Here is a 24529-nt window from a genome sequence, read left to right as displayed (position 1 = left end):
TCAAATCAATTTAGACCCACCATCATACAGAAAATGCGCCTTCATTTCAGGGTGAAGGCGCTCCTAGGCTTATACGTTAGTCACCCTGTCTGGCTTTCGCGGAACTGAAGTCGCGACAGTTTGCGATACAGAGGGTTGCGTTGAACCAGCTCGTCGTGGGTGCCGATGTCCTGAAGTTTGCCCTGATCCAGCACGATGATCCTGTCTGCATGCTGCACTGTTGCCAGACGATGGGCAATCACCAGAGTTGTGCGATTCGACATCAGGTCTGGCATGGCTTGCTGGATCAGGTATTCACTCTCGGCATCCAATGCACTGGTCGCTTCATCTAATAGCAGTATAGGTGCGTTCGCCAGCAGTGCACGGGCAATGGCCAACCTTTGTCGTTGCCCCCCTGACAGGCCGATACCACCATCTCCCAGGCGGGTGTCATAACCGCTTGGAAGTCCCAGAATAAATTCGTGAGCGTGGGCGATTCGGGCCGCTTCGGTCATTTCCTGGTGGGTGGCCTCGGGCCGGGCATAACGAATGTTGTCCGCAATGGTGCCGTGAAAAAGCGCTGGTGATTGGGGCACTAGGGCAAAGCATTGCCTGAGTTCGCGAAGCGATAGCTCTCTTATGTCCACACCGTCCAGCAAAATTCGGCCCCGGACCGGATCATAGAAGCGCAGCATCAGATCGAACAGGGTGGATTTACCGGCGCCAGAAGGCCCGACCAGCGCAATGGTTTCTCCCGCGTTAATGGATACAGATAATTGACTGATCACCAGCCGTTCGGGCCTGGAGGGATAGCAGAAATCCAGCTGCTGAAAGTTCAGCCTGCCTTTTACCGGGCGTTCAAGCGACCTGCTTGATGCCGCATCGGCGGGTAGTTCGCTCTCGGTCTGCAGTAGCTCAAAGATCCTTGCCGCAGCGCCAGCAGCCCGCTGTAGCTCACCAATCACCTCACTGATGGCACCCGCTGCCAGTCCCACCAGCAAGCTGTAAAACACAAACGCGGCCAATTCACCGGGGCTGGTCCGCCCTGAGATCACATCCAGGCCGCCGATCCACAAGACGATGCCTACCGCCCCCATCACCAGAGTGATGGCAATGGTGGTTAGCCAGGCCCGCTGGCGAATGCGGGTGCGGGCAACGTCGAACGCATCCTCGGCGACCTTGCTGAAAAACGCTCGATCGTGGGGTTGGTGATTGAAGGCCTGAACGGTTTTGATCTGGGTCAGATTCTCCCCGACATAGCTACCCACTTCCGCGACACGATCCTGGCTCAATCGCGAGAGGCTTCGTACACGGCGGCCGTATATCAGGATGGGTACGATCACCAGGGGAAAGCCAAGCAATATGATGCTTGCGAGTTTGGCGTTTGTGACAAACAACAGAATCAGGCCGCCAACCAGCATCAGGCTGTTGCGAAGCGCAATCGAAACCGTGGAGCCGATCACCGATTGCAACACCGTGGTGTCGGCCGTGAACCGGGACTGAATCTCCAGACTCCGGTTCTGTTCATAGAACCCGGGGTGCAGATCAATCAGATGATTGAACACTTGCTTGCGAATATCCGCCACCACCCGCTCGCCAATCCAGCTTACCAGATAGAAACGCGCGAATGAGCCGAAGGCCAGTGCCACCACAAGCACGAAAAATACGCCAATGGATTGGGACAGCATGGCCGGTGACTGGGTGGCCAGGCCCTGATCGACCAGTAACCGAAGCCCCTGGCCCAGCCCTAGGGTCACACCGGCGGTGAACACGAGGGCCGTCATGGCACCCGCTACCGCTTTTTTATATGGGCTGATAAAGGTTCGTGCCAACTCGAGTGCGCGACGATGCGTGGGTTTGATGATGCAACTCCTGATCGGTTGGAAATGGGCCGAGGTGAACGAGTGAGCGTATGGCTGTAACATAGCGCTCGCTTTTATCATACGCCCATCCGGCGCAAGTCGACTTTACCGAAACCGCTAAGGATACCCTTTTGCGCGCCTACGCTGACAACGACTACCCTGCCAATCACAAACCCAACTGGCGAATCATTGCCGGGCTGTGGCCTTATCTGGCCGAATTTCGTGGTCGGGTGTTTCTGGCGGCTGGCTGCCTGATCTTTGCCAAACTGGCCACTGTCGCCACGCCGGTGGCACTGAAATACATCGTGGATTATCTGGATCAGGGACGCGAGGGCGAGCTGCTGCTGTGGATTCCATTATTGCTGGTGGCGGCCTATGGCTTGCTACGGTTCAGTAGCACGTTGTTCAGCGAACTGCGGGATGCGGTGTTCGCCCGGGTCGCAGAACGTGCCATGCGGCGTGTGTCTTTGCGCGTGTTCCGGCATCTTCACAATCGCGAGCTGGCGTTCCATCTTGATCGGAAAACCGGTGGCCTGACGCGAGATATTGAGCGCGGCACTACCGGTATCAGTTTTCTGCTGCGATTCACCCTGTTCAACATTGTGCCGACGCTGCTTGAGATCTTTTTAGTGGCGGGCATTCTGTTTTTCGCGTTTAACGTGGGTTACGTGCTGGCTATCCTGGTGGCGGTGATCGTGTACGTGGTGTTTTCCATCAAGGTGACGGAATGGCGGACCAAGTTTGTGCGCGAAGCCAATGCCCGGGACAACCAGTCCAATTCCCGTGCCGTCGACAGCCTGCTGAACTACGAAACCGTCAAATACTTCAACAACGAGCAGTTTGAAGCGGAGGTGTACGATCGGGACCTCGAGGACTGGGAGCAGGCTCGACTGAAAAACCGTCTGTCCCTGGCGGCACTGAATTCCGGTCAGGCGCTGATCATCGGTCTGGCGATGATTGCCATCATGGCGATGGCGGTGCAGGAAGTGGCCAGTGGCGAGATTACTCTGGGCGATTTCACCATGATCAACGCCTACCTGCTTCAATTGTTCATTCCCCTTAATGCTCTGGGTTTCGTCTACCGGGAGATTCGCCAGTCGCTGGTGAATGTCGAGCGACTGTTTGCGTTATTGGGGGACGAACCGACCATCGTGGACCGCGATACTGCCACCGAGCTGAAGGTTGCGCAGGGAGAAGTACGTTTTGAGGACGTGCATTTCGCCTATCGACGGGACCGGTCGATCATTCAGGGGGTCAGCTTCACCATCCCGGCGGGCCATAAAGTCGCGGTCGTGGGCGCCAGCGGCGCCGGCAAATCCACGTTGGCCCGATTGCTGTTTCGTTTCTATGACGTCGATCAGGGCGCTATCACCATTGATGGCCAGGATATCCGTGAGGTGACTCAACAAAGTCTGCGGTCGGCCATCGGTGTGGTTCCGCAGGACACGGTGCTGTTTAACGACACGCTGTATCGCAACCTGGCCTACGGTCGGCCGTCTGCGACGGAGGAAGAGGTGCATCAGGCGGCACGAATGGCGCATCTGGAGCAGTTCATTCTCGGACTACCTGAAGGTTACGAAACACAGGTCGGTGAGCGTGGTTTGAAGCTCTCCGGCGGTGAGAAGCAGCGCGTGGCGATTGCCCGGGTAATTTTGAAAAACCCGCCACTGCTCATTCTGGATGAGGCGACCTCGTCACTGGATTCGCTGTCTGAGCAGGCCATTCTTGGGGCGTTGAAAGAGGTCAGTTCACACCGTACGACTCTGGTTATTGCGCATCGCTTGTCAACGACCAGGGATGCGGACACCCTCCTGGTGATGGATGGCGGTCGCATTGTTGAAAGCGGTCGTCATGAACAGCTTCTGGCACGGGGCGGCTATTACGCGCGGCTTTGGGAACAGCAAAACCAGAGTGAAGACGGAAGCGACACTGAGGATGAGCAGGACATTACGGAACGCTAGGCCGCTATAGCGGCACCCGCATGGTTTCGTCAGCAGAGTCGGGCATACCAATCATCTCGTCGGTGCCGGTCGGGGGAATCACTTCGATGCGGCCGACGGTGTAATCTTTGAAGTGATCCCTCACCGAACAGGCGCCCGTGAACATCATCGGCTTGTCGTCAGCGCCGGTGAGTACGTAGGCCTGGCCGTCCAACTCAAACCGTGCCATGTAATAGCGGCCTTCCATGGACACGATGTCCAGATGAGAGATCAGCTCGTTCTTGTGGATTTTTAGCTCACTGTTCTGCATGTGCATGGGAAGCCCCTAATCGTTCGGTCAATGTGTGTCTTAAAAGCATGTACGCGAACGGGCTAAAAAAAGGTCAATCGATGATGAGGTATGGATTGAATTGAACGGGTGAGACAAGCGGTCGATCAAGAGCTGGGCGACCCTTGCGACCTGTTGGCCAGGCGCTTGCTGCTTCCCAGCCCGCGATGTCGGGCCTTGATGGCGTTAATCTGGCCCGACGGCGGTGCCTAGATCAGGCCAGGCCCTGTTCCCGGGCCATCGCCATCGCGGCCTTTGGCCCCGTCCAAAGGGACGGCAGAATAATGAACGACACCGGGATTGCGGTGAGCACAATGAATTGTTGCAGCACACCGATTTGACCGGAGCCCATATACAGCAGAATCGCAGCCATCAAGGCCATGGCGCCGCCCCAGAACACGCGAATCCAGGGGTTGGGCTCGTCGTGGCCGGCCCCGACCATGGCAATGGAGTAACTCATCGAGTCGCCGGTTGTGGCGACAAAAATGGTGGTCAGCAACAGGATGGCAGCCGCCATCCAGGTGCCGCCAGGCAGGGCCTGGGCCACCGTCAGCGTTGCCACGTCGAAACGGAAGTTGTTCAGGGCTTCGGTCAGGTCGAAGGTGCCCGCCAACTGATGATAAATGCCGGAACCGCCGAGTAGCGTGAACCAGAGAGTGGTGGCCACCGGCGCCAGCACCGCCACCGCAACGATCATCTCTCTCACGGTTCGGCCCCGGGAAATGCGAGCCACAAACACCGCCATTAGCGGCGTGTACCCGATAAACCAGGCAAAAAAGAACACTGTCCACCATTTCATCCACCAGTCTGGCGCGGTGTCTGCGGTCATTGTCGCCATGGCCAGGAAAGACGTGACGTACTCGCCCATCGACTGGGTGTAGGTATTGGTCAGGAACAGTGTGGGGCCGAACACGAAAATCACCGCGGCAATACCGAGTGCAAGCATCACGTTAAATCGGCTGAGCAGTTGAATCCCTTTATGCAGGCCGGTCATGGCCGACGTCATGTACACGCCCGCGAGCACAATCAGCACAGTGAGCTGGGTGGTGTACCCATCGGTCACGCCAAATAGCTCGTGCAGGCCGAAACTCATCTGGGTAGCCAGAAATCCGATCGGGCCGACGGTGCCAGCCACTACGGCAATGACGCAGAGCGAATCGATTACGCCACCAAGTGTGCCCTTAATCACTCGTTCGCCGAACACTGGAAACAACAGGGTGCGTGGTTGTAGCGGCTTGCCCTGGTCGTAATGCGCACGGGTCAGTACCAGCGCCGTCAGCGAACCAAGCACGGCCCAGGCAAGGAACCCCCAATGGGTAAACGACTGGGCCATCGCTGGCGCAACGGCCGCGGCTGTGCCAGCTTCGGTGTCGAACGCCGGTGGCGTCACCACGAAGTGATAGACTGGCTCGCCGGCGGCAAAGAAGACGCCGCCCCCGGCCAGCAGGGTACACATGATCATCGACAACCAACGAAACCGGCTGATTTCCGGTCGGTCAAGGCCGCCGATACGAGCGTTGCCGGCCTTACTGGCGGCAGTGCCGAGGGCGATGAAGAAGGTCAACAGCAACAGCAACTGAAAGAAGGAGCCCAGCGTCTTTGCGGTCCAGGCAAAGCCGTTGCCAATGAAAGTGGCCACCGCCTCACTGTTGAGGATGGAGGCGCCGACGAACACCAGAATAAAGCCGATGGTCAGGATCAGAACGACCGGGTCGCTGTCGGAGAACGCGCCGGATCGAGCGCGCGGGGCCTGGGTATCACTCTGGGCTGTCATGGTCGTTCCTTTTGCGTCGGACTGAATGTGTGCCTTGAACGGAATGTGCGAACCGTTGCGTTGAGAGAAAAGCCGCGCAGGGTACAGAAACGGGCGTGTCTTTGCCTACCCACAGACGCAAAAAAATCACGCCAGATGGCGCCCACCGTCCAGCGAGAGCGTGCGACCAGTCATGTAGGGGTTGTCCAGCAGGAACTGCAGGGAGTCCACGGCGACCTGTATGCCGGGTTCTATGCCCATCAGGGATTTCTTAAGGGTCTTCTCCCGGTAGGCATCACTGTCGCCCGGATTAAACATAATCAGTGACGGTGCCACACTGTTCACCTTTACCCGCGGCGCGAGCAGTCTTGAGAACGACAACGTCAGGTTGGCCAATGCCGCTTTACTCGCCGAATAGGCAATGTGTTTAGCACTGCCCTTTTCCACCACGTAGTCGGTCATATGAACGATGTCCCGGTTTCCCTCACCGCTTTCCAGCAGATCCCGACAGACAAGATTGATTCGATAGGGCGTCATGGCGTGGATCTGCATCATGGCATTCATCACCTCTGAGGAATCTGTCTCCTCGCTTTCAGGCATCCAGTCAGAGGCGTTATGGATGATGGCTCGCAGTGAATCGGTTTTTGCTCTCAGTCGGGTAATGAAGTCGTCTATGCCGTCGATCGTGGAAAAATCAGCATGGAGGCATTGGGCGCCCGCCTTCTGAAGCGCATCCACGCCCGGACGATAGCTGCGATAGGTCACGATGACGGGCTGGTTGTTGGCAAGACAATGTTGGGCAAAGGCCAGACCGATACGCTGGCCAGCCCCGGTGATCAAAATCGGTGCAGGCATGAAAGTCTCCTATATGAGCCACAGAGATACGTTCGGTAATCGCTGCCGGGTCAGGCGTTCTTAGCTAGACTGGAGTGACAACAAGAATGAGGAGCAACCATGGCAACGCGCAGCTTTTGGGGTTGGGGCTATGAAGAGGCCGCTTTTGACGATCAGCAGATTGGCCAGCTGCGCCAACTGGTGGGCATGCAGTTCGGCAAGGCCGAACTGACGTGTCAGGCACCGCCCTTGCTATCAGACCTGACCATCCCGGAGCCGCGACTTACGCCACCGGATTCACTGGCCTCGATTATCTCCACAGAGCGGCGGGATCGGGCCAACCATACCTACGGTAAATCTTTTCGTGACATTGTTCGGGGCCTGAATGGCGACTATCGATGTGCGCCGGATATGATCGCCCGCCCATCCACCGAACAGGAACTGATCGACGTGCTGGACTATGCCAGTCGGCAGGGGGCTGCAGTCATACCCTACGGAGGGGGTTCCAGTGTGGTCGGCGGTACCGAGCCTCGTTATGAAGGTAACTGGAGCGGCACCGTAACGGTCGATATGGAGCGCTTCAATCGCCTACTTGAAGTGGATCATCAGTCCCGCGCCGCTCATATTGAGGGCGGTATCTACGGACCTGCACTGGAGGACGGTTTGCGGGCCCATGGCCTGACGCTCCGGCATTTTCCCCAGTCATTTGAGTTCTCAACCCTGGGAGGCTGGATTGCAACTCGTTCGGGCGGGCATTTTGCCTCGCTTTATACGCATATTGATGACCTCTTGGAATCTATGCGGGTTCTAACGCCGAGGGGCGCTGTAGAATCCCGGCGGTTGCCGGGTTCCGGCGCCGGCCCATCGCCGGACCGGATGTTTTTAGGCTCTGAGGGTGCGCTTGGTTTTGTCACTTCTGCCTGGGTGCGTTTGCAGCATCGGCCCGTGCACCGGCTCACCCGAGCGGTTCACTTTGACGACTTTCTGGAAGGTGCCGAAGCGGTCAGGCGAATTTCACAGTCAGGTCTTTTCCCCACCAACTGCCGACTGATCGATGCCCGCGAGGCAATGATGAACGGTGTTGGTACTGGAAGTAAGCACTTACTTATCTTGGGATTTGAATCTGCCGACCACCCGTTAGAGCCATGGATGAACCGGGCGCTGGACATCGCGATGGAAGCCGGTGGTGAAGTCCAGACCAGCAAGGAGAAAAACCCCAACGAGCACGGGCAGGCAGGCGATTGGCGAAACCAGTTCATTCGCGCGCCTTATATGCGCGATGCGCTGATTCGGCTGGGGCTGGTGGCCGAAACCTTTGAAACCGCCATCACCTGGGATAAGTTCGAGGACTTCCATGCCGGGGTTATGGACAGGGTAAGAAAAGTCACCAGAGAGGTCTGTGGTGGCGCCTTTGTTACCTGCCGCTTTACCCACATCTACCCGGACGGTCCGGCGCCCTACTACACCGTGATTGCACCGGGTCGAAGGGGCGACCAGGTCAAACAGTGGGATGAGATCAAACAGGCATGTATGGAAACACTCATTGATCTGGGCGGAACCATCACCCACCACCACGCCGTGGGCCGAGACCACAGGCCGGGCTACGATCGGCAAAGGCCAGAGCTGTTTGCAGAGGTATTAAGGGCAACCAAGAAGACGCTGGATCCGGAGGGAATGATGAATCCTAGCGTGTTGATCTAGGGCGTTGATCCTGAGAAATGGTCGGCGTGGCAGGATTCGAACCTGCGACCCCTTCGTCCCGAACGAAGTGCGCTACCAAGCTGCGCCACACGCCGATCAACGAGCTGCATTATACGGACTGAAGGGGCTTTTTCCAGCCCCCTCGAATCCTCAGGATAGCATCTACGGCTGAACCAACGTTTTGGCTCAAGCCGTCGTCGGCAACACCGAAATATCCGCAACCCGCAGGAACAGGTTGCGCAGCTGGTTCAGCATTGCCAGGCGGTTGTTTCGGGTGGCGTCGTCTTCCGCCATCACCATCACTTCATCAAAGAAGTTGTCCACCGGTTCCCGAAGCTGTGCCAGGGAGTTCAATGCCGCCGCGTAGTCGCCTTTCTCAAACAGCGGAAGCACCGTGTCTGCCTGCTGGCGAATCTGCTCGGCCAACGCTTTTTCTGCCGCGTCCTGCAGCAGGTTATTGTCGATGGTCTCGCCGATGCTGTCTCCGCCCTGTTTGGTCAGGATATTGGACACCCGCTTGTTGGCACCTGCCAGAGCCTGGGCTTCCGGCAGCTGACGGAAGTTTTCGACGGCTTTGACACGACGGTCAAAGTCCAACGGCTGGGTCGGACGACGGGCGTGAACGGCCAGATACACCTCGGCGTTGATGCCCTGCTCTTCATAATGGGCACGGAAACGCTCCAGCATATAGTCCACCACGGTAGACGCAGTGTTCTGCTCCGTCAGCACGGTAAAGTTCTCTGCCGCCCATTCGCAGCAGGTCTGCAGATCCAGCGGCAGTTCCCGTTCGATGATGATGCGCAAAACCCCGAGTGATGCCCGGCGCAGACCGAAGGGGTCGCGGGTGCCCGACGGCGGCTGGTTGATGCCAAACAGACCAACCAGGGAATCCAGACGATCCGCGATGGCGATGGCACAGCCAGTGAGAGTGGTCGGCAGATCGTCACCGGCGAAGCGCGGCATGTACTGCTCGTTCAGGGCAAGGGCAACGTCTTCGTGTTCGCCGTCGTTGGCGGCGTAGTACTGTCCCATGATGCCCTGAAGGTCCGTGAATTCCAGCACCATTTCGGTGACCAGGTCTGTTTTGGCCAGCATGGCTGCTCGCTCGGCCAACGACGGGTCGCTGCCAATAGCGCCGGCGATTTTCTCGGCCAGTTTGGCCACTCGCACGGACTTATCATAAATGCTGCCCAGCTTTTCCTGGAAGACGATGGGCTTGAGCTGTTCAATCCGGTCTTCCAGCCTGGTTTTGCGGTCGGTGTCATAAAAGAAGGCTGCGTCCGACAGGCGCGGACGAATCACCTTCTCGTTACCGGCGATCACCTGGCTGGGGTCTTTGCTTTCCAGATTGGCCACGGTGATAAACAGCGGGAGCATCTTGCCGTCACCGGACACCACGTGGAAGTATTTCTGGTGTTCTTTCATGGAGGAAATCAACGCTTCGGCGGGGACCTCCAGGAAGCGTTCCTCGAACCGGCCCATCAGTGGCACGGGCCACTCGTTCAGAGCAGTGACTTCGTCCAGCAGTTCTTCATCAATCACTGCCTGGCCCCCGGCTTCTTTCTTCGCCATGGCGGTGACACCGGAACGGATGATTTCCCGGCGTTCGGCGAAGTCAGCGATCACGTAGCCTTCCTGCTTCAGTACCACCTCGTAATCGCCCGGCGTAGGGACAATCAGGGATTTCGGGCAGTGGAAACGATGGCCGCGAGTTTTGTTGCCCGGCGTCAGATTCATGATCGGGGTATCGATCACCTTGTTGCCAAACAACAGGATGGCCCAATGAACCGGGCGAACGAATTCGGTCCGGTGGGCGCCCCAACGCATGCGCTTGGGAATCGGCAGATTGGCCAGGGACTGCTCCACCAGTTCGGGCAGCAGTTCGACGGTGGGGCGACCTTTTTCGATGGTGCGATACACCACCCAGGCACCTTTGTCGGTTTCCAGAGTGTCCAGCTGGTCTGGGGTTACGCCCAGTGATGTGGCAAAACCGGTCAGTGCACGAGTCGGGTTGCCGGCATCGTCGAAGGCCGCTTTGACGGCCGGGCCGCGTTTCTCGACCGACTTGTCTGGTTGGGCATCGCCCAATGCACGTACGCGAACCGCCAGGCGACGGGGGGCGGCAAACGACTCGACTTTTTCAAAGGCGATACCGGCGTCTTCCAGACCTTTTACAATACCCTGGGTAAACGCATCAGACAGCGGCTTGAGGGCCTTCGGTGGCAGCTCTTCGGTGCCCAGTTCGACCAGAAAATCCTGTGTTGCCATGGTTATGCGTTTCCTTTTTCCTGCTGGGACTTCTTCGCTTTCTTGCTTTTCTTGCCGTTGGCTTTCTCGTCGGCCGCTTCGCTGGCGGCGATGACTTCATTACGAAGTGCGTCCGGTGCCAGTGGGAAGCCGAGTTTGAGCCGGCTGTCGAAGTAAGCCTGAGCGACAGAACGTGCCAGGGTGCGTACGCGAAGAATGAATCGCTGTCGCTCGGTCACCGAGATGGCGTGCCGGGCATCCAGCAGGTTGAATGTGTGAGAGGCTTTCAGCACCTGTTCATAGGCTGGCAAGGCGAGGCCGGCTTCAATCAGGCGGGCGCTTTCCCGCTCATGTACATCGAAGCTCTGGAACAGGAAGTCCACGTCGGCATGCTCAAAGTTGTAGGTGGATTGCTCCACTTCGTTCTGGTGGAACACATCGCCGTAGGTGACGACCCCATCAGGGCCTTCTGTCCAAACCAGATCGTAAACGCTGTCCACGCCCTGCAGGTACATGGCAATGCGTTCAAGGCCGTAGGTCAGCTCGCCGGTGACCGGGTAGCACTCAAGGCCGCCTACCTGCTGAAAGTAGGTGAACTGGGTGACTTCCATGCCGTTCAACCAGATTTCCCAACCCAGGCCCCAGGCGCCAAGCGTCGGGGATTCCCAGTTGTCTTCCACAAAGCGGATATCATGCACCAGCGGGTCCAGGCCCAGAGCCTTCAGCGAATCCAGATAGAGCTCCTGAATGTTGTCCGGAGACGGTTTCAGGACGACCTGAAACTGGTAGTAATGCTGCAGACGGTTGGGGTTTTCGCCATAGCGGCCATCGGTTGGACGGCGACTGGGCTGAACGTAGGCGGCGTTCCAGGTTTCCGGGCCAATCGAACGTAAAAACGTGGCCGGGTGAAAGGTACCCGCGCCTACTTCCATGTCCAGTGGTTGAAGAACCACGCAGCCGTGCTGCGCCCAGAAATTCTGCAATGCCAGAATCAGCCCCTGGAAGGTGTTGATATCCGGCGTGTTATTGGAATGTGCCTTGTCTGTCACGACGATTGCCTGCTGGTCAGTCTGTGTGTGGCGCCCGATTTTACGAAATAGGCGCGCTGAAAAAATGCGCATTATACGCCTGCAAGCCGCGTATTTCTAAGTCAGCGTCACAGGAAGATGCTTCAATCAATGGTTTGTCAGAAGAACGTCAGCCCAACCTGGAAGAGTTTTTCCACATCCCGGATCCGGGTTTTGTCTACCAGGAACAGAATGACATGGTCATCGGGCTGAATACGCAGGTGATCGTGGGCGATCAGAACCTCGCTGTGACGGACGATGGCGCCAATGGTGGTTCCCTCGGGCAGATTGATCTCGTCCAGTCGTTTACCAACCACTTTCGACGACCGGTGATCGCCGTGGGCAATGGCTTCGATGGCCTCGGCCGCGCCCCTTCGGAGTGAGTGAACGTTTACTACATCACCGCGGCGAACGTGGGTTAGCAGGCTGCCAATCGTGGTCTGCTGTGGTGATATGGCCACGTCTATGTCGCCGCCTTGAATAAGATCCACGTAATCGGGATTGTTGATCAGTGTGAGTACCTTGCGGGCGCCCAGCCGTTTGGCCAGCAGTGATGCCATGATGTTGGCTTCGTCGTCGTTAGTGACGGCGCAGAACACATCGGTGTTCTCAATGTTCTCTTCCAGCAATATGTCTTTGTTGGCTGCGTCCCCTTCCAGAACCACCGTTTTTCGCAGACCTTCTGACAGCATTACACAGCGTTCGTGGTCCCGTTCCAGCAATTTCACCTGATAGCGGGATTCGAGGGTGCTGGCCAAGCGTTGGCCGATATTGCCACCACCGCAGATAAAGATGCGCTTGTAGGGTTTTTCCAGCGGCTGAAGTTCGCTCATGACCGAGCGGATATGGTCGGTGCCCGCGATGAAGAATACTTCATCCCCATCCTCGATCACGGTATCACCGTAGGGCGAAATCGGCCTGTCCTTGCGGAAGATGGCGGCTACCCGGGTATCAATCCGAGGCATGTGGGTGCGAAGGTAAGACAACTCGTGCCCGACCAAGGGGCCACCCTTGATGGCGCGAATGGCCACCAGTCGGACCAGGCCTTTGGAAAACTCCAGAACCTGCAGGGCCCCGGGGTATTCGATCAGACGGGTAATGTGCTTGGTGACGAGATGCTCTGGACTGATCAGAACGTCCACTGGAAAACCGTTTTCGCCAAACAGCTCCTTACGGGCCAGATAGGCGTTGGCGCGAACCCGGCTGATTTTGGTCGGCGTTTTGAACATCACGCTGGCGATCTGGCAGGCCACCATGTTCACTTCGTCGCTGCTGGTAACGGCAATCAGCATGTCGGCGTCCTGTGCGCCGGCTTGTCTGAGAATCGTGGGGTAGGAGCCACGACCCTGAACGGTGCGAATATCCAGCCGGTCCTGCAACTCTCGCAGGCGAGTGCCGTTGCTGTCGATCACGGTAATGTCGTTGGCTTCGTTGGCAAGGTTCTCTGCCAGTGTGCCACCGACCTGGCCGGCGCCCAGAATCAGGATTTTCATAATTCAGATGTCCTTTTCGTAGCTCCGGTTCATTGTTCCGGTTTCTCGAGTACCGCGTAGAAAAAACCGTCGTGACCGTTTGGGGCTGGCAACATCTGTCGCCCTGCTTCGGTTTCTCGTCCCCAGGGAACGTCCAGGTCGAGTAGTATCGCCTCGGTCGTCTGTTTGAGGAATCGTCGAATTATACGCTGATTCTCCTGGGGGAACACGGAACAGGTAGCATAGACCAACCGGCCGCCTGGTTTCAGTGTTGGCCAGAGTGCCTCCAGCAGGCCAAGCTGTATACTCGCCAGCGGAAGGATGTCGGATTCCCTGCGCAGCAATTTAATATCCGGATGACGCCGGATGACGCCGGTGGCGCTGCAAGGTACGTCGAGAAGAATTCGATCGAATTCATTGCCGTTCCACCATTGATTGGTCTGTGCGGCGTCAGCCTGTTGAACGGTGGCATGAAGATCCAGCCGTTCAAGGTTTTCTTCAATGCGCGGGAGCCGTTCGGCGGATTCGTCGATGGCAACCACCTCCTGCAAACCTTCACAGGCTTCAAGTATGGCGCAGGTTTTTCCTCCGGGCGCGGCACAGGCATCAAGAACCCGTTGGCCTGGAGCCAGGTCAAGCAGGGTGGTGCACAGCTGAGCGGCTTCGTCCTGAACGCTGACAGCGCCATCCTCGAAATAAGGCAGTCGATCAACCGGTACAGGGCGGGCGAGCTGTATGCCATGGGGTGCAAAGTGGGTTGCAGAAGCTTCGATGCCGGCTTCGGTTAGCAGGCCCAGATAGGTGTCGCGGCTAAAACGCCGGGCATTGACCCTCAGGGTCATGGGCGCCTGTGTGTTGTTGGCTTCCAGAATGGCGGCCCAGTCATCCGGCCAGTTATGTCGGAGTTTCTCGACCATCCACGGTGGATGTGCGTAGCGTTCATAGTCGCTTCGGGCCGTTGGCCCTCCTTCCCTTTCGGCGGCTCTCAGAACGGCATTGACCAGACCGGTTAGATGGGGTTTATCCAGTCTGCGACAGGCTTCGACCGTTTCGTTCAGTACCGCATAGGTGGCCTGTTCACTGTGACGCAGCTGGAAAAGCGCCACCAGCATCAGATGATGGATGAGTCTATCGGCCGGTTTCAGTGGCTTTTTCAGGCGGCTGTTCAATTCATCGTCAAGCTGGAAAAACCAGCGACAGGTGCCGAAACACAGCGCCTGAAGCGCGGGACGCTCGTTTTCCGGCAAGCGCTTGAGAGCCGGCGGCAGGCATTGCGTCAGCGATTGGCCCTGTTCTACCGCCTGCATAACCTGGGCGGCGACAGCCCGCATGGGCAGCCCAGGCATCAATCGAGCTCCTGACCTGGCATCAGGATCTCTTTGCCGCCATTGATCAAATCGTTGACCGACTGGGCCTTCGAGCCCGGCAACTGCAACCGGGTGATTCGCAGTACATCGAGCCCACAGGCGACATCAATGCCATCGCGACTGCGTGCCATCACGGTTCCCGGGTGTTTCTCGCTGGTGATATCAATCACTTCGGCAGCGTGAATCCGAATGCGCAGATCATCGGCATCCGTGAAGGTGCCAGGCCAGGGATTGAAGGCGCGAATACGGCGATCGAGAGCGGTGGCGTCTTCGGTCCAGTCCAGATGGCCTTCCTCTTTGCTGAGTTTGCTAGCGTAACAGGCTTTTTGATCATCCTGCGGTTCGGCCGAAAGGCTCCCGTTCTCCAGGCCGCGAAGGGCTTCCACGATGGCCTGCCCTCCGAGGTCCGCCAGCCGGTCATGCAAGCTGCCCCCGGTGTCTGTTTCGTCGATGGGGGTAGATACTTTGAGCAGCATATCGCCGGTATCCAATCCCGCGTCCATCTGCATGATGGTGATGCCCGTTTCCCGGTCACCGGCAGCAATGGCTCTTTGAATTGGCGCCGCTCCCCGCCAGCGCGGCAGCAGCGATGCGTGAATGTTCAGGCAGCCCAGGCGCGGGATGTCCAGCACCGCCTGGGGCAGAATCAGGCCGTAAGCGGCCACGATCATCACATCGGCGTTCAGGGCTTTCAGCTCGGCCTGGGCCTCTGCTGTTTTCAGGGATTCGGGCTGGAAAACCGGAATGCCAGCCTCCATTGCGACCTTTTTGACCGGGCTGGGGATCATCTTGCGGCCACGGCCAGACGGTCGGTCGGGTTGGGAGTAAACGCCCACCACGTCGTGATCGGTCTGCAGAAGGGCGGTCAGCGCGGACGCTGCGAAATCGGGTGTGCCGGCAAAAACGAGTCGCACGGGGCTGGAGTCTCTGGTTCGATGGATACGAAAAGACCGGGCGTCGGCCCGGTCTGGTATTTACGCCGCCTGTCGAATTCGATCAGGCACTTTTCTTGTGAAGCTTTTCCAGCTTTTTCCGGATCCGTGTTCGTTTCAGGGAACTCAGGTAATCCACGAACAGTTTTCCGTTGAGATGATCCATCTCGTGCTGGATGCAGACGGCCAGCAGGCCCCGCGCTTCGATCTCAAACCGCTCGCCATTGCGGTCAATCGCACGAATCATGCAGTGTTCGATGCGGGACACATCCTCGTAAAAGCCCGGCACCGACAGACAGCCTTCCTGCATGTCTTCCAGATCGCCGTCCAGCACTTCAACCTCCGGATTAATGAACACCCGGGGCTCGCTTTTGTCTTCTGACAGATCCATCACGATAATCTGTTTGTGTACGTTTACCTGGGTGGCGGCAAGGCCAATACCCGGTGCGTCGTACATGGTCTCAAACATGTCGTCGATCAGCTTGCGGGTTTCGTCGGTCACTTCCTCGACCGGCTTGGCAATGGTCCGCAAACGGGGATCCGGATATTCGAGAATCTCTAGTATCATGGCGCCTGTTCTTTCAATTTGAAGATCTGAATGTCTGTCGTTAAGCGTTTTGATTTGTAACGATGTGAAACTGCTCTCTTAATTGCGACAGTGTACTGCGCAATTTATGTCCCGATGACTATTATGATCGGGACGCGAGAACAAATTTCAACGGACCTAACGCTCTATTAACGTTATTATCCCTCAACTGGCTCATTGAGTACAAACTGATCAGTTGATAGTTAAAAACTTTCGATTGGAAGATAGAAATCACTAGAAGAACAAAAGATAACATCACAATTTGCGTGAGTTCTTCTATAGTAATGGTATAAACGCCATAGTAACGGCTGAATACCAAGAACAGAATCTGCGGATTCAAAGCACGCGATCAAGGATTTAACAATGAGGAAACTGCTGTACGCTCTGGCAGCTGGCATGCTGCTGATCACCTCCTGGGCCCACGCCGCCCCGGAACTGAGGTCCGACCATCCCGAGCGTTACACGGTCGTGAAGGGTGACACCCTCTGGGATATTTCTGCCCGGTTTCTGAACAATCCGTGGTATTGGCCGGAGATATGGCACGTGAACCCGCAGGTTGAGAACCCGCACCTCATTTATCCCGGTGATCGCCTGGCACTGGTTTATATAGATGGCAAGCCCCGCGTCACCAAGGTGGCCAGTAAGGGCATTGAGAAGCTGTCGCCCAAGGTACGTTCAGAACCGATCGACACACCCATTCCGGCTATCCCGCTGGACGCCATTAACAGTTTCCTTTCCAACACCCGCATCGTGGACGTGGAAGAGCTGAACGGCGCGCCCTACGTGCTGGAAGGTGAGGATGGTCGAATCGTGACTGGCGCCGGCGACAAGGTGTACGCCCGGGGCGAGAAACCTGCCGACTCCGTTGGCGTGTTCCGTCGCAGCCGTGAATTCCATGATCCGGAAACCGGAGAATTCCTTGGCCTTGAGGCACGCAGCATCGGCCGCGGTGCAATCACTGCCGAGAATGGCGACGTGCTGACCATGCTTCTGAAAGAATCAAATCAGGAAGTGCGCATTGGTGATCGCCTGTTGGTGGGTGAAGAGCGGCGCATAACGACCAGTTTCGTGCCCAGCGCCCCGGACTCCGAGATCGAAGGCCAGATGATCTCTGTGGAAGGCGGCGTTACCCAGATTGGCCAGTTCGATGTGGTCGCCATCAACCGTGGCGAACGTGAAGGCATGAAGCCGGGCAATGTGCTGGCGGTGTTGAAGAGCGGTCGCCTGGTTCGTGACCCGGTCACCCGGGAAACCATTGAACTGCCTTCTGAGCGCGCAGGCCTCATGATGATTTTCCAGACCTACGAGAAGATGAGCTACGGTCTGGTGCTCCAGGCCACTCGCCCACTGTCGGTAGGCGACAAGGTCACCAACCCCTGATTCGGGTCTGTTGATTCTTCAAAAAGAGCCGCGATTGCGGCTCTTTTTTTGTGTCATAATTCTATTTTTATCCTGCCAGGAAGGCGGGATCAGTCATCATCTCTGAACCAAGGACGGACAGCATGCCTCCGCTTTCCCACTCACGCATGGCTGCAAGTGATGAGCAGCTACTGCACTCAAAGACCGGTTTCTGGTTGCTGTTATCCTGTCTGCCCAAATTTGGCGCCACTCGACGCCAGGCAGTGATTGAACACCTGGGTGGGCTTGTTGCCCTGGCCGATTGCAACGTCTCAATGTTGAAGGCATTGGGCCTGCACGCTGAAACCTTACGGGCCATTGAAGCCTGGAGACACCTCCGTCAGGGCGACCCACGGGTGTCCAGGGTGATGGCGATTATCCGGGATTGCCAAGCACAGGGCATCGACATCACTACCCTGGAGGACGAGATTTATCCCTCCTGCCTCCGGCAAATACACGATGCACCTCTGGTGCTTTATTCGAAGGGCGATCGCGCTCTGCTGAGCCAGCCGCAAATTGGCATTGTGGGCAGTCGGAATGCCAGTCGTGCGGGGTTGGAGCACGCCAGGGCTTTTGGTGGAGCACTGGGTCATCAGGGTTTACTGGTGACCAGTGGGCTGGCACTGGGCGTGGATGGAGCCGCCCATTCAGGCGCCCTGGACGCCGGTTTCGCGACCATTGCTGTGATTGGTAATGGCATCGATCGCCCTTACCCCCACCGCCATCGTTCCCTCGCGGACCGCGTGATTACCCACGGGCTTCTGGTGTCAGAATACCCGCCGGGTACGCAGGCTCGCCCTGCCCATTTTCCCCAGCGGAATCGCATTATCAGCGGCCTCAGCCGCGGAATTCTGGTGGTGGAAGCCGGGCTGAAAAGTGGCTCGCTGATCACGGCCAGGTTGGCGCTGGAGCAGGGCCGTGAGGTGTTTGCGATTCCAGGCTCAATACACAACCCGATGGCGCGGGGGTGCCATGCTCTTATTCGTCAGGGGGCCGCGCTGGTGGAGACGGTTGAAGACATCTGCAATGAGCTGGAGTGTGGTTGGTCAGCCTGGTCGCCCGAGCCATCTCCACAGAGCTCTGAATCAAAGACACTGGATGCGCGCGAAATCGCGGTGCTGGACGCTTTAGGGTATGATCCACAGTCGACCGACGACCTGTGCTCAGTCACCGGTTTGCCGGCAGATCAGTTGATGCAGTCGCTATTACTGCTGGAGCTTGAGGGGCTGATAGATTCCGCGCCGGGCGGGTTCCAGCGAATTGCCTGATGAACCGTTTTCAATGCTTGAAGAGAGCTGTTATCTGACCCGTTATGAAATCCTCTTTGCAGCCCTTGTCTGATTGGCAGCTAGCCCAAGCTGCGCAAACCATTCGTTCTGGCGGTGTGATTGCCTACCCCACGGAAGCCGTGTGGGGCCTTGGGTGTGACCCCTGGGATAAAGACGCCGTCCACCGAATTCTGGAGCTCAAACAGCGGCCCATGGAAAAGGGGCTGATTGTGGTGGCAGGTTCTGTGGCGCAAATTGATTTTCTGCTGCGCCCGTTGCCGGAAGCGCAGCGCCAGATCGCACTAAGCTATTGGCCTGGCCCTGTCACCTGTCTGATTCCGGATCTTGAGCAACAGATTCCACAGACGGTGCGCGGTCGTCACTCTTCCATCGCCGTCAGAGTCAGTGATCATCCGTTAATCAAGGCACTTTGTGGTGCAATCGACGGGCCCCTGGTATCCACGTCGGCCAACCCGGCGGGCCGTCAGCCCGCCCGCTATTCCTGGCAGGTACGCCGGTATTTTCAGAATCGTCTGGACAGGCTGGTACCCGGAAATTTGGGTGGGCATCGCAAACCCAGCAGAATCATTGATATCGTCAGCGGAAAACAGTTGCGTTAGGAGCCGTTATGACCCAGAGACCCGATGTTGAGGCCGTGAAACAGTATCTGCTTGGCCTTCAGGAGCAAATTTGCGAGCGACTGGCCGCCGTTGACGGCGACGCAGAATTTCGGACCGATTCCTGGGACCGACCGGAAGGCGGTGGTGGCATCAGCCGTGTCATCAATGACGGTGCGGTGTTTGAAAAAGGTGGCGTCAACTTTTCTCACGTGATGGGGGAGACCATGCCCGCTTCTGCGACAGCGCATCGTCCTCATCTGGCCGGGGCCACCTGGCAGGCGATGGGTGTGTCCCTGGTGATCCATCCCAGCAACCCGTTTGTGCCCACGTCCCATGCCAACGTGCGGTTTTTCATTGCCACGCCTGATGACGGCGAGCCCGTGTACTGGTTTGGCGGCGGCTATGACCTCACACCCTATTACGGGTTTGAAGAAGACTGCGTAGCCTGGCATCAGGTTGCCAAAGACGCCTGCGACCCATTTGGCGAAGAAGTCTATACTCGGTTCAAAGACTGGTGCGACGATTACTTTTACCTGAAGCACCGGGACGAACCACGGGGCGTCGGCGGGCTGTTTTTCGATGACCACAACACCGGTGATTTCGAGCAGGATTTTGCACTGATGCAGTCGGTCGGCGATAGCTACATTGAAGCTTACGAGCCAATCGTGCGAGCTCGCAAAGATACCCCCTATACCGATCAACACCGTCAGTTTCAGTTGTTTCGTCGTGGGCGCTACGTTGAGTTCAACCTTGTATACGACCGCGGCACATTGTTCGGCCTGCAGTCCGGAGGACGTACCGAATCCATCCTGATGTCCCTGCCACCGCTGGTGCGCTGGGAATACGATTACACACCCGCGCCGGGTAGCGAAGAAGCACGGCTGACCGATTATTTTCTGACTGGCCGGGATTGGCTGGAGTTGAAGAATGGATAAAGGACTCTATGCGGTGGTGGGTAATCCCATCAGCCATAGTAAATCACCGAGGATACACAGCCTGTTTGCCCAGCAGACCGGTGAAAACCTGGAATATACGGCCATCCAGGCGCCGGAAACTGAATTTGGCGGTGTGGTATCAGGATTCTTCAGCCGCGGAGGGCAGGGATTGAACGTCACCGTGCCGTTCAAGGAGGAGGCCTGGAGACTGGCGGACACTCACACTGATCGGGCGTTGCGGGCGGGCGCAGCCAACACACTGTATGTAGACGACAAAGGTGCTTTGATCGCCGACAACACCGATGGCCATGGCCTGGTGACTGACTTGATGCAGAATCACGGTGTCGAGCTCGCGGGCGCGAAGGTGCTGGTTCTGGGCGCCGGCGGCGCGGTTCGTGGTGTTCTGGGCCCATTATTAAGTCAGAAACCCATGTCACTGACGATCGCCAATCGCACGGTTGCCAAAGCGCAAGGGCTGGTGGATCTTTTCCGCGATGAGTTCGCCGACACCGACCTGCGCGCCTGCGGATTCGAAGAGCCCAGCGAGCCATTCGATGTCATTATCAACGGCACCAGTGCCAGTCTGCAGGGCGATCTGCCGCCACTGTCACCGACGGTGATCGCAGCGGGTACGGTGGTCTACGACATGATGTATTCCCTTGAAACCACCCCTTTCAATCAATGGGCGCTTGATCAGGGCGCCACGCGGGTATTCGATGGGCTGGGCATGCTGGTGGAACAGGCTGCAGAGTCTTTCCGCGTATGGCGTGGCATCACGCCGGAAACGGATCCGGTTATTGAGGTATTGCGAACCGATTGAGCCTGGCAGGTCTAACGCGTCCTGATAGGCTATGCTCAGCAGGTATAAACGTACCCGGTGTATCAGCGAGTAATTGATCTGATGGATATCCTGACCCTTGTTGGCCTGCTGGCAGGCATATTGATTGTCATTCTGGCCATGCTGGCCAATGCGTCTGTGCTGACCTTTCTGAATTTACCCGGGTTGGCGATCGTGCTTGGTGGAACTGCGGCAGTTACCCTGATTAAATTCCGTCTGCCTTCGGTGATGAGTGCGTTTCGTCTGGCCATGGCGGCTGCCTTTACCGATCGCATGGAAAAACCCTCAGAACTGATTCACGAAGTCAGTAATCTTGCGGCCGTTGTTCGCAAAGAGGGCATACTTGGCCTTGAGAACCATCAGACCAACAACGAATTCCTGAGGAAAGCCATCAACCTGTGTGTTGATGGTCACCCGCCAGAGCTGGTTGAAGAAATTCTGAGTCACGAACTGCAGCAGACTGCAGAGCGCTACGACGTCGCAGAGAGAGTGTTCCGTGGCATCGGTGAATCTGCCCCGGCCATTGGTATGCTGGGTACCCTGGTGGGTCTGGTGCAGATGCTTAACACCCTCGACGACCCCTCTTCCATTGGCCCGGCCATGGCCATCGCCCTGCTGACGACGCTTTATGGTGCGTTTATAGCCCAGCTGATCGCTCTACCCCTCGCTGACAAATTGCAGCTCAAGGCGGAAGACGAAGCTCGCAATCAGGTGCTGATTACGACCTCGATCAAAAACATCATGCGGGGAGAGAACCCGCGTGTGATGACAGAAATGCTGTCGTCCTTTGTAACGCCCGAGCACCGTGCGGACCTTGCTCCGGAGCGGAGGGCCTGATCCGTGATGGTCAGGCAGCCTGCAAGGCATAAGAAACATGGCCGGGGTTCCCCTGCCTGGATTGTTACCTTTGCCGATCTGGCCACCCTGCTGCTCACCTTTTTCATTCTGCTTTTGTCCTTCGCCGAGATGGACGTGGAAAAGTACCGCGCCATGGCCAATTCCATGACTGTGGCGCTGGGTGGCACACCGGTTTTGTCTGATTTGCCCGGTGGTCAGCCTGTGTCTGTCATCGCCACTGAACCGGCTCCGGTCGCCCCAACCGAAGCTGAGAGCAACATCGAAGACCAACCAGAGCTGATCGACGAACGCGCCGACGGCGAGGCGCCTACTAAAATATCCGGAGGAATTATCGACCTTGCATCGTCGCTGATTCAGGAGTTGGAGCAGGAAGTGGCGTCGGGCGACCTGAGCGTCAACTATGACGAGGAGCAGGTAATCATCCGGTTTGCGGAGGACGCGGCCTTCCGCTCCGGTGAAGCTCAGATCAAACCTGAAATGCTGCCGATTATCGAGCGTGTCGTAGAGGTACTGTCTTATTGTAGCGGCGACGTAATGGTTGCTGGCTACACCGACGATCGCCCTATTTCCAGCGGCCGCTATCGCTCAAACTGGGATTTGTCTGCGGCGCGCGCCGTGTCTGTCGTCCATGAGCTGGTTCTGAACCGGGAAGTGCCGGCAGAGCGCGTGGTCGCCGCCGGACGGGCTGAAACCAACCCGCTGGTACCCAATGATACGGCGGAAAACCGGGCTCGCAACCGCCGGGTGGAAATTGCCATCCGAAATCCAGAATGCGATGAAAACATGCCTGTCGGCGAGATGCCGGTGGAAATCCTGCCCTGACGTCTGGCCTTCAGATCTTTATACTGTCCCCCTTTTATTTGCCCAGCCTTTCGAAAAGATGAGAGATCGATCATGAGTGGACCGGATAAAGCGAAAGTAATTGGCGAAGAGTGGAGCGATGAGCGGGTCAAAAGCTTTCTCGCGATTGAGCCTTACGATGCCGCCATTAATAGCGACTTTAATGCTTTGCAAAAAGCCTATCACGCCATGCGGGCGGAAGATTTCGAGCGCTTCATCGGCTTTTTTGTGGAGGCCGGCCGTGATCTGAACGCGGTGAACGAACACGGTGAGACCATGCTGGATATTATCTCGCAACATCGTCGCAGCGCGGCCTACGCTGATATCCTGAAAGCGGCCGGTGCGAAAAAAGCCGTCGAGCACTGACTTTGAAGCCAGGCCCGACGGCTATTGATGGTACTTGGTACAGCCCAACCGTTATTGAACGTTGACCTCAATGGCCTTGGGTTCTTTCGGTTCGGCCTTGTTCAGGGTGAGTGACAGCAGGCCGTCTTTGAAGTTGGCCTGAATGCTGTTCTCATCCACGTTTTCCGGCAGGGTGAAGCGGCGGATAAAGCTGCCGTACACACGTTCCACGCGGTGGTGCTTGCTGTCGCCGGTTTCTTCCTCCTGCCGACGCTCACCCTGGATGCTCAGAACGCCGTCCTGAACGGTGACCTTCACATCCTCTTTGGACATGCCCGGTAGCTCAGCGTCAATGCTGAACGCGTTGGGGCTTTCCTTGATGTCAACGGCCGGTGCCCAGTCGGTGCGGCTGAACAGGTCTTTGCTTTCACGTTCGCCGGTGCGGCTAGGCACGCCGAAATAGCGGTTGTAACGGTTGATCAGGTCTTCGAACTCGTTAACCGGATTCCAACGGGTTAGATTGCTCATATGAAACTCCTCCTACGAATCTGAGATCGTTTGTCTGATTCAGCTTCGCTCGCGGAACAGCTCCAAACCGGTGGCGCCAGCCGGATGGTTTCCGTGAACATCTGCTAATTCCTGATGTAAGAGCAGCCACGTTTTTTTTCAATACCCCACGGTGCGATTTTTTATTGGCAGTCAGCCTTCAGCCAGATACTGGTCTTTCAGCTTCACGTAATTGGCGGCGGTGTATTTGAAAAAGGTTCGCTCGTTGTCGGTGAGCGGGCGAGCTTTCTTGCAAGGTGACCCCACATAGAGATGTCCGGACTCCAGCGTTTTCCCCGGTGGCACCAGGCAACCCGCCGCCACGATGACCTCGTCCTCGACCACCGCGCCGTCCATGATGATGCAACCCATACCCACCAACACGCGGTTACCAACGGTGCAACCGTGCAGCAGGGCTTTATGGCCAATGGTCACGTCATCGCCAATGTGCAGCGGCCAGCCGCCGGGGTTATAGTCGCTGGCGTGGGTGATGTGGAGTACGCTACCGTCCTGAACACTGCAGCGGTTGCCAATGCGGATTTCATGCATGTCGCCGCGCACCACGGTCATCGGCCAGATGGACACATCGTCACCGGTTTGCACGTCGCCAATGACGACGGCGCTGGGGTCGATCCAGGCACGATCACCGAATTGTGGCGCAAAACCCTTGTGAGAACGTACATTAGACATTACATAGTACCTCGTAGGCTTCTTATTGCTTCGGAGTCCGGAGCATCCGGGAGAGGCCTTTCCGAAACACGCTCCTTGCGGCACATTCATGTGACGCTTGGGCTCCGCCATACCTGGCTCCGC

General features: G+C 57.2%; 22 protein-coding genes and 1 tRNA gene. 10 read left to right on the top strand and 13 right to left on the bottom strand.

What is annotated here, in order from left to right:
• Positions 1-80: 80 nt before the first annotated feature.
• Complete coding sequence (locus tag QLQ17_RS00940; RefSeq protein WP_502867358.1) at positions 81-1844, bottom strand: ABC transporter transmembrane domain-containing protein; 1764 nt, start codon at positions 1842-1844, stop codon at positions 81-83.
• Between the two features lie 128 nt (positions 1845-1972).
• On the opposite strand from QLQ17_RS00940, the gene QLQ17_RS00935 reads away from it, so the two are divergent.
• Positions 1973-3802 (top strand): ABCB family ABC transporter ATP-binding protein/permease, encoded by a 1830-nt coding sequence (locus QLQ17_RS00935; RefSeq protein WP_283207662.1) that lies wholly within the window; start codon positions 1973-1975, stop codon positions 3800-3802.
• A 4-nt stretch (positions 3803-3806) separates the two neighbouring features.
• Here the strand turns inward: QLQ17_RS00935 and QLQ17_RS00930 are convergent, their stop codons facing one another.
• The 3 genes from QLQ17_RS00930 to folM all read right to left on the bottom strand — a co-directional run bounded on the left by QLQ17_RS00930 (position 3807) and on the right by folM (position 6717).
• Complete coding sequence (locus QLQ17_RS00930) at positions 3807-4097, bottom strand: DUF6482 family protein (RefSeq protein ID WP_283207661.1); 291 nt, start codon at positions 4095-4097, stop codon at positions 3807-3809.
• Between the two features lie 226 nt (positions 4098-4323).
• Complete coding sequence (locus QLQ17_RS00925) at positions 4324-5883, bottom strand: BCCT family transporter (RefSeq protein ID WP_283207660.1); 1560 nt, start codon at positions 5881-5883, stop codon at positions 4324-4326.
• Positions 5884-6009: 126 nt separating this feature from the next.
• A complete protein-coding gene (folM, locus tag QLQ17_RS00920) occupies positions 6010-6717 on the bottom strand; it encodes a dihydromonapterin reductase (protein WP_283207659.1) in 708 nt (235 codons plus the stop codon).
• 99 nt (positions 6718-6816) lie between these two features.
• On the opposite strand from folM, the gene QLQ17_RS00915 reads away from it, so the two are divergent.
• A complete protein-coding gene (locus QLQ17_RS00915; RefSeq protein WP_283207658.1) occupies positions 6817-8397 on the top strand; it encodes an FAD-binding oxidoreductase in 1581 nt (526 codons plus the stop codon).
• Between the two features lie 18 nt (positions 8398-8415).
• Here QLQ17_RS00915 and QLQ17_RS00910 read toward each other — a convergent pair.
• The 7 genes from QLQ17_RS00910 to def form a co-directional block, all read right to left on the bottom strand.
• Positions 8416-8492 (bottom strand) — tRNA-Pro (locus QLQ17_RS00910).
• A gap of 91 nt (positions 8493-8583) precedes the next feature.
• The gene (gene glyS, locus QLQ17_RS00905) at positions 8584-10665 is read right to left on the bottom strand and encodes a glycine--tRNA ligase subunit beta (RefSeq protein ID WP_283207657.1); all 2082 of its coding nucleotides are present in this window, start codon (positions 10663-10665) and stop codon (positions 8584-8586) included.
• 2 nt (positions 10666-10667) lie between these two features.
• Entirely contained in the window at positions 10668-11693 is a 1026-nt protein-coding gene (gene glyQ / locus QLQ17_RS00900) for a glycine--tRNA ligase subunit alpha (protein ID WP_283207656.1), read from the bottom strand.
• Positions 11694-11830: 137 nt separating this feature from the next.
• Positions 11831-13204, bottom strand: a complete 1374-nt coding sequence (gene trkA, locus QLQ17_RS00895) for a Trk system potassium transporter TrkA (protein ID WP_283207655.1) — start codon at positions 13202-13204, stop codon at positions 11831-11833.
• Between the two features lie 29 nt (positions 13205-13233).
• Complete coding sequence (gene rsmB / locus QLQ17_RS00890) at positions 13234-14529, bottom strand: 16S rRNA (cytosine(967)-C(5))-methyltransferase RsmB (protein ID WP_283207654.1); 1296 nt, start codon at positions 14527-14529, stop codon at positions 13234-13236.
• Positions 14529-15464: a methionyl-tRNA formyltransferase gene (gene fmt, locus QLQ17_RS00885; RefSeq protein WP_283207653.1), complete on the bottom strand. Its 936-nt coding sequence runs from the start codon at positions 15462-15464 to the stop codon at positions 14529-14531. The genes rsmB and fmt overlap by 1 nt, the downstream gene beginning before the upstream one ends.
• Positions 15465-15546: 82 nt before the next feature.
• Positions 15547-16050, bottom strand: coding sequence for a peptide deformylase (gene def / locus QLQ17_RS00880; protein ID WP_283207652.1), 504 nt, complete (start codon positions 16048-16050; stop codon positions 15547-15549).
• Positions 16051-16431: 381 nt separating this feature from the next.
• Here def and QLQ17_RS00875 point away from each other — a divergent pair, with 381 nt between their 5' ends.
• From QLQ17_RS00875 to QLQ17_RS00840, 8 genes are all read left to right on the top strand, one after another.
• Positions 16432-17448 (top strand): LysM peptidoglycan-binding domain-containing protein, encoded by a 1017-nt coding sequence (locus QLQ17_RS00875; RefSeq protein WP_283207651.1) that lies wholly within the window; start codon positions 16432-16434, stop codon positions 17446-17448.
• 122 nt (positions 17449-17570) lie between these two features.
• Positions 17571-18734, top strand: a complete 1164-nt coding sequence (gene dprA, locus QLQ17_RS00870) for a DNA-processing protein DprA (protein WP_283207650.1) — start codon at positions 17571-17573, stop codon at positions 18732-18734.
• A gap of 44 nt (positions 18735-18778) precedes the next feature.
• Positions 18779-19354: an L-threonylcarbamoyladenylate synthase type 1 TsaC gene (gene tsaC / locus QLQ17_RS00865; protein WP_283207649.1), complete on the top strand. Its 576-nt coding sequence runs from the start codon at positions 18779-18781 to the stop codon at positions 19352-19354.
• Between the two features lie 8 nt (positions 19355-19362).
• Positions 19363-20289 carry an oxygen-dependent coproporphyrinogen oxidase gene (hemF, locus tag QLQ17_RS00860; RefSeq protein ID WP_283207648.1) on the top strand — a complete coding sequence of 309 codons (927 nt, stop codon included), beginning with the start codon at positions 19363-19365 and terminating at the stop codon, positions 20287-20289.
• Positions 20282-21109, top strand: coding sequence for a shikimate dehydrogenase (aroE, locus tag QLQ17_RS00855; protein ID WP_283207647.1), 828 nt, complete (start codon positions 20282-20284; stop codon positions 21107-21109). The genes hemF and aroE overlap by 8 nt, the downstream gene beginning before the upstream one ends.
• An 81-nt stretch (positions 21110-21190) precedes the next feature.
• Positions 21191-21964, top strand: a complete 774-nt coding sequence (locus QLQ17_RS00850; RefSeq protein ID WP_283207646.1) for a motility protein A — start codon at positions 21191-21193, stop codon at positions 21962-21964.
• A 6-nt stretch (positions 21965-21970) separates the two neighbouring features.
• The gene (locus QLQ17_RS00845) at positions 21971-22807 is read left to right on the top strand and encodes a flagellar motor protein MotB (protein WP_283209026.1); all 837 of its coding nucleotides are present in this window, start codon (positions 21971-21973) and stop codon (positions 22805-22807) included.
• Between the two features lie 72 nt (positions 22808-22879).
• On the top strand, positions 22880-23191 hold the full coding sequence (locus tag QLQ17_RS00840; protein ID WP_283207645.1) for a PA4642 family protein: 312 nt from the start codon (positions 22880-22882) through the stop codon (positions 23189-23191).
• A gap of 51 nt (positions 23192-23242) precedes the next feature.
• Here QLQ17_RS00840 and QLQ17_RS00835 read toward each other — a convergent pair whose 3' ends face one another.
• Both QLQ17_RS00835 and QLQ17_RS00830 read right to left on the bottom strand, forming a co-directional pair.
• The gene (locus QLQ17_RS00835; RefSeq protein ID WP_283207644.1) at positions 23243-23698 is read right to left on the bottom strand and encodes an Hsp20/alpha crystallin family protein; all 456 of its coding nucleotides are present in this window, start codon (positions 23696-23698) and stop codon (positions 23243-23245) included.
• 171 nt (positions 23699-23869) lie between these two features.
• Positions 23870-24406: a gamma carbonic anhydrase family protein gene (locus tag QLQ17_RS00830; RefSeq protein ID WP_283207643.1), complete on the bottom strand. Its 537-nt coding sequence runs from the start codon at positions 24404-24406 to the stop codon at positions 23870-23872.
• Positions 24407-24529 lie beyond the last annotated feature (123 nt).

It is taken from the genome of Marinobacter sp. CHS3-4 (genome assembly GCF_030053415.1).
In the GTDB taxonomy this organism is placed as follows: domain Bacteria; phylum Pseudomonadota; class Gammaproteobacteria; order Pseudomonadales; family Oleiphilaceae; genus Marinobacter.
Note: the sequence above shows the minus strand (reverse complement) of the source record. Positions and strands in the feature narration are given on the sequence as shown.

Excerpts from the sequence above, each read along its gene's own strand:
- dprA (WP_283207650.1), top strand. The coding sequence starts at position 17,571 with ATGCCTCCGCTTTCCCACTCACGCATGGCTGCAAGTGATGAGCAGCTA.
- QLQ17_RS00925 (WP_283207660.1), bottom strand. The coding sequence starts at position 5,883 with ATGACAGCCCAGAGTGATACCCAGGCCCCGCGCGCTCGATCCGGCGCG.
- folM (WP_283207659.1), bottom strand. The coding sequence starts at position 6,717 with ATGCCTGCACCGATTTTGATCACCGGGGCTGGCCAGCGTATCGGTCTG.
- QLQ17_RS00835 (WP_283207644.1), bottom strand. The coding sequence starts at position 23,698 with ATGAGCAATCTAACCCGTTGGAATCCGGTTAACGAGTTCGAAGACCTG.
- glyS (WP_283207657.1), bottom strand. The coding sequence starts at position 10,665 with ATGGCAACACAGGATTTTCTGGTCGAACTGGGCACCGAAGAGCTGCCA.
- rsmB (WP_283207654.1), bottom strand. The coding sequence starts at position 14,529 with ATGCCTGGGCTGCCCATGCGGGCTGTCGCCGCCCAGGTTATGCAGGCG.
- QLQ17_RS00930 (WP_283207661.1), bottom strand. The coding sequence starts at position 4,097 with ATGCACATGCAGAACAGTGAGCTAAAAATCCACAAGAACGAGCTGATC.
- tsaC (WP_283207649.1), top strand. The coding sequence starts at position 18,779 with ATGAAATCCTCTTTGCAGCCCTTGTCTGATTGGCAGCTAGCCCAAGCT.
- hemF (WP_283207648.1), top strand. The coding sequence starts at position 19,363 with ATGACCCAGAGACCCGATGTTGAGGCCGTGAAACAGTATCTGCTTGGC.
- QLQ17_RS00875 (WP_283207651.1), top strand. The coding sequence starts at position 16,432 with ATGAGGAAACTGCTGTACGCTCTGGCAGCTGGCATGCTGCTGATCACC.
- QLQ17_RS00845 (WP_283209026.1), top strand. The coding sequence starts at position 21,971 with ATGGTCAGGCAGCCTGCAAGGCATAAGAAACATGGCCGGGGTTCCCCT.
- QLQ17_RS00840 (WP_283207645.1), top strand. The coding sequence starts at position 22,880 with ATGAGTGGACCGGATAAAGCGAAAGTAATTGGCGAAGAGTGGAGCGAT.
- QLQ17_RS00915 (WP_283207658.1), top strand. The coding sequence starts at position 6,817 with ATGGCAACGCGCAGCTTTTGGGGTTGGGGCTATGAAGAGGCCGCTTTT.
- QLQ17_RS00850 (WP_283207646.1), top strand. The coding sequence starts at position 21,191 with ATGGATATCCTGACCCTTGTTGGCCTGCTGGCAGGCATATTGATTGTC.
- aroE (WP_283207647.1), top strand. The coding sequence starts at position 20,282 with ATGGATAAAGGACTCTATGCGGTGGTGGGTAATCCCATCAGCCATAGT.
- QLQ17_RS00830 (WP_283207643.1), bottom strand. The coding sequence starts at position 24,406 with ATGTCTAATGTACGTTCTCACAAGGGTTTTGCGCCACAATTCGGTGAT.
- def (WP_283207652.1), bottom strand. The coding sequence starts at position 16,050 with ATGATACTAGAGATTCTCGAATATCCGGATCCCCGTTTGCGGACCATT.
- trkA (WP_283207655.1), bottom strand. The coding sequence starts at position 13,204 with ATGAAAATCCTGATTCTGGGCGCCGGCCAGGTCGGTGGCACACTGGCA.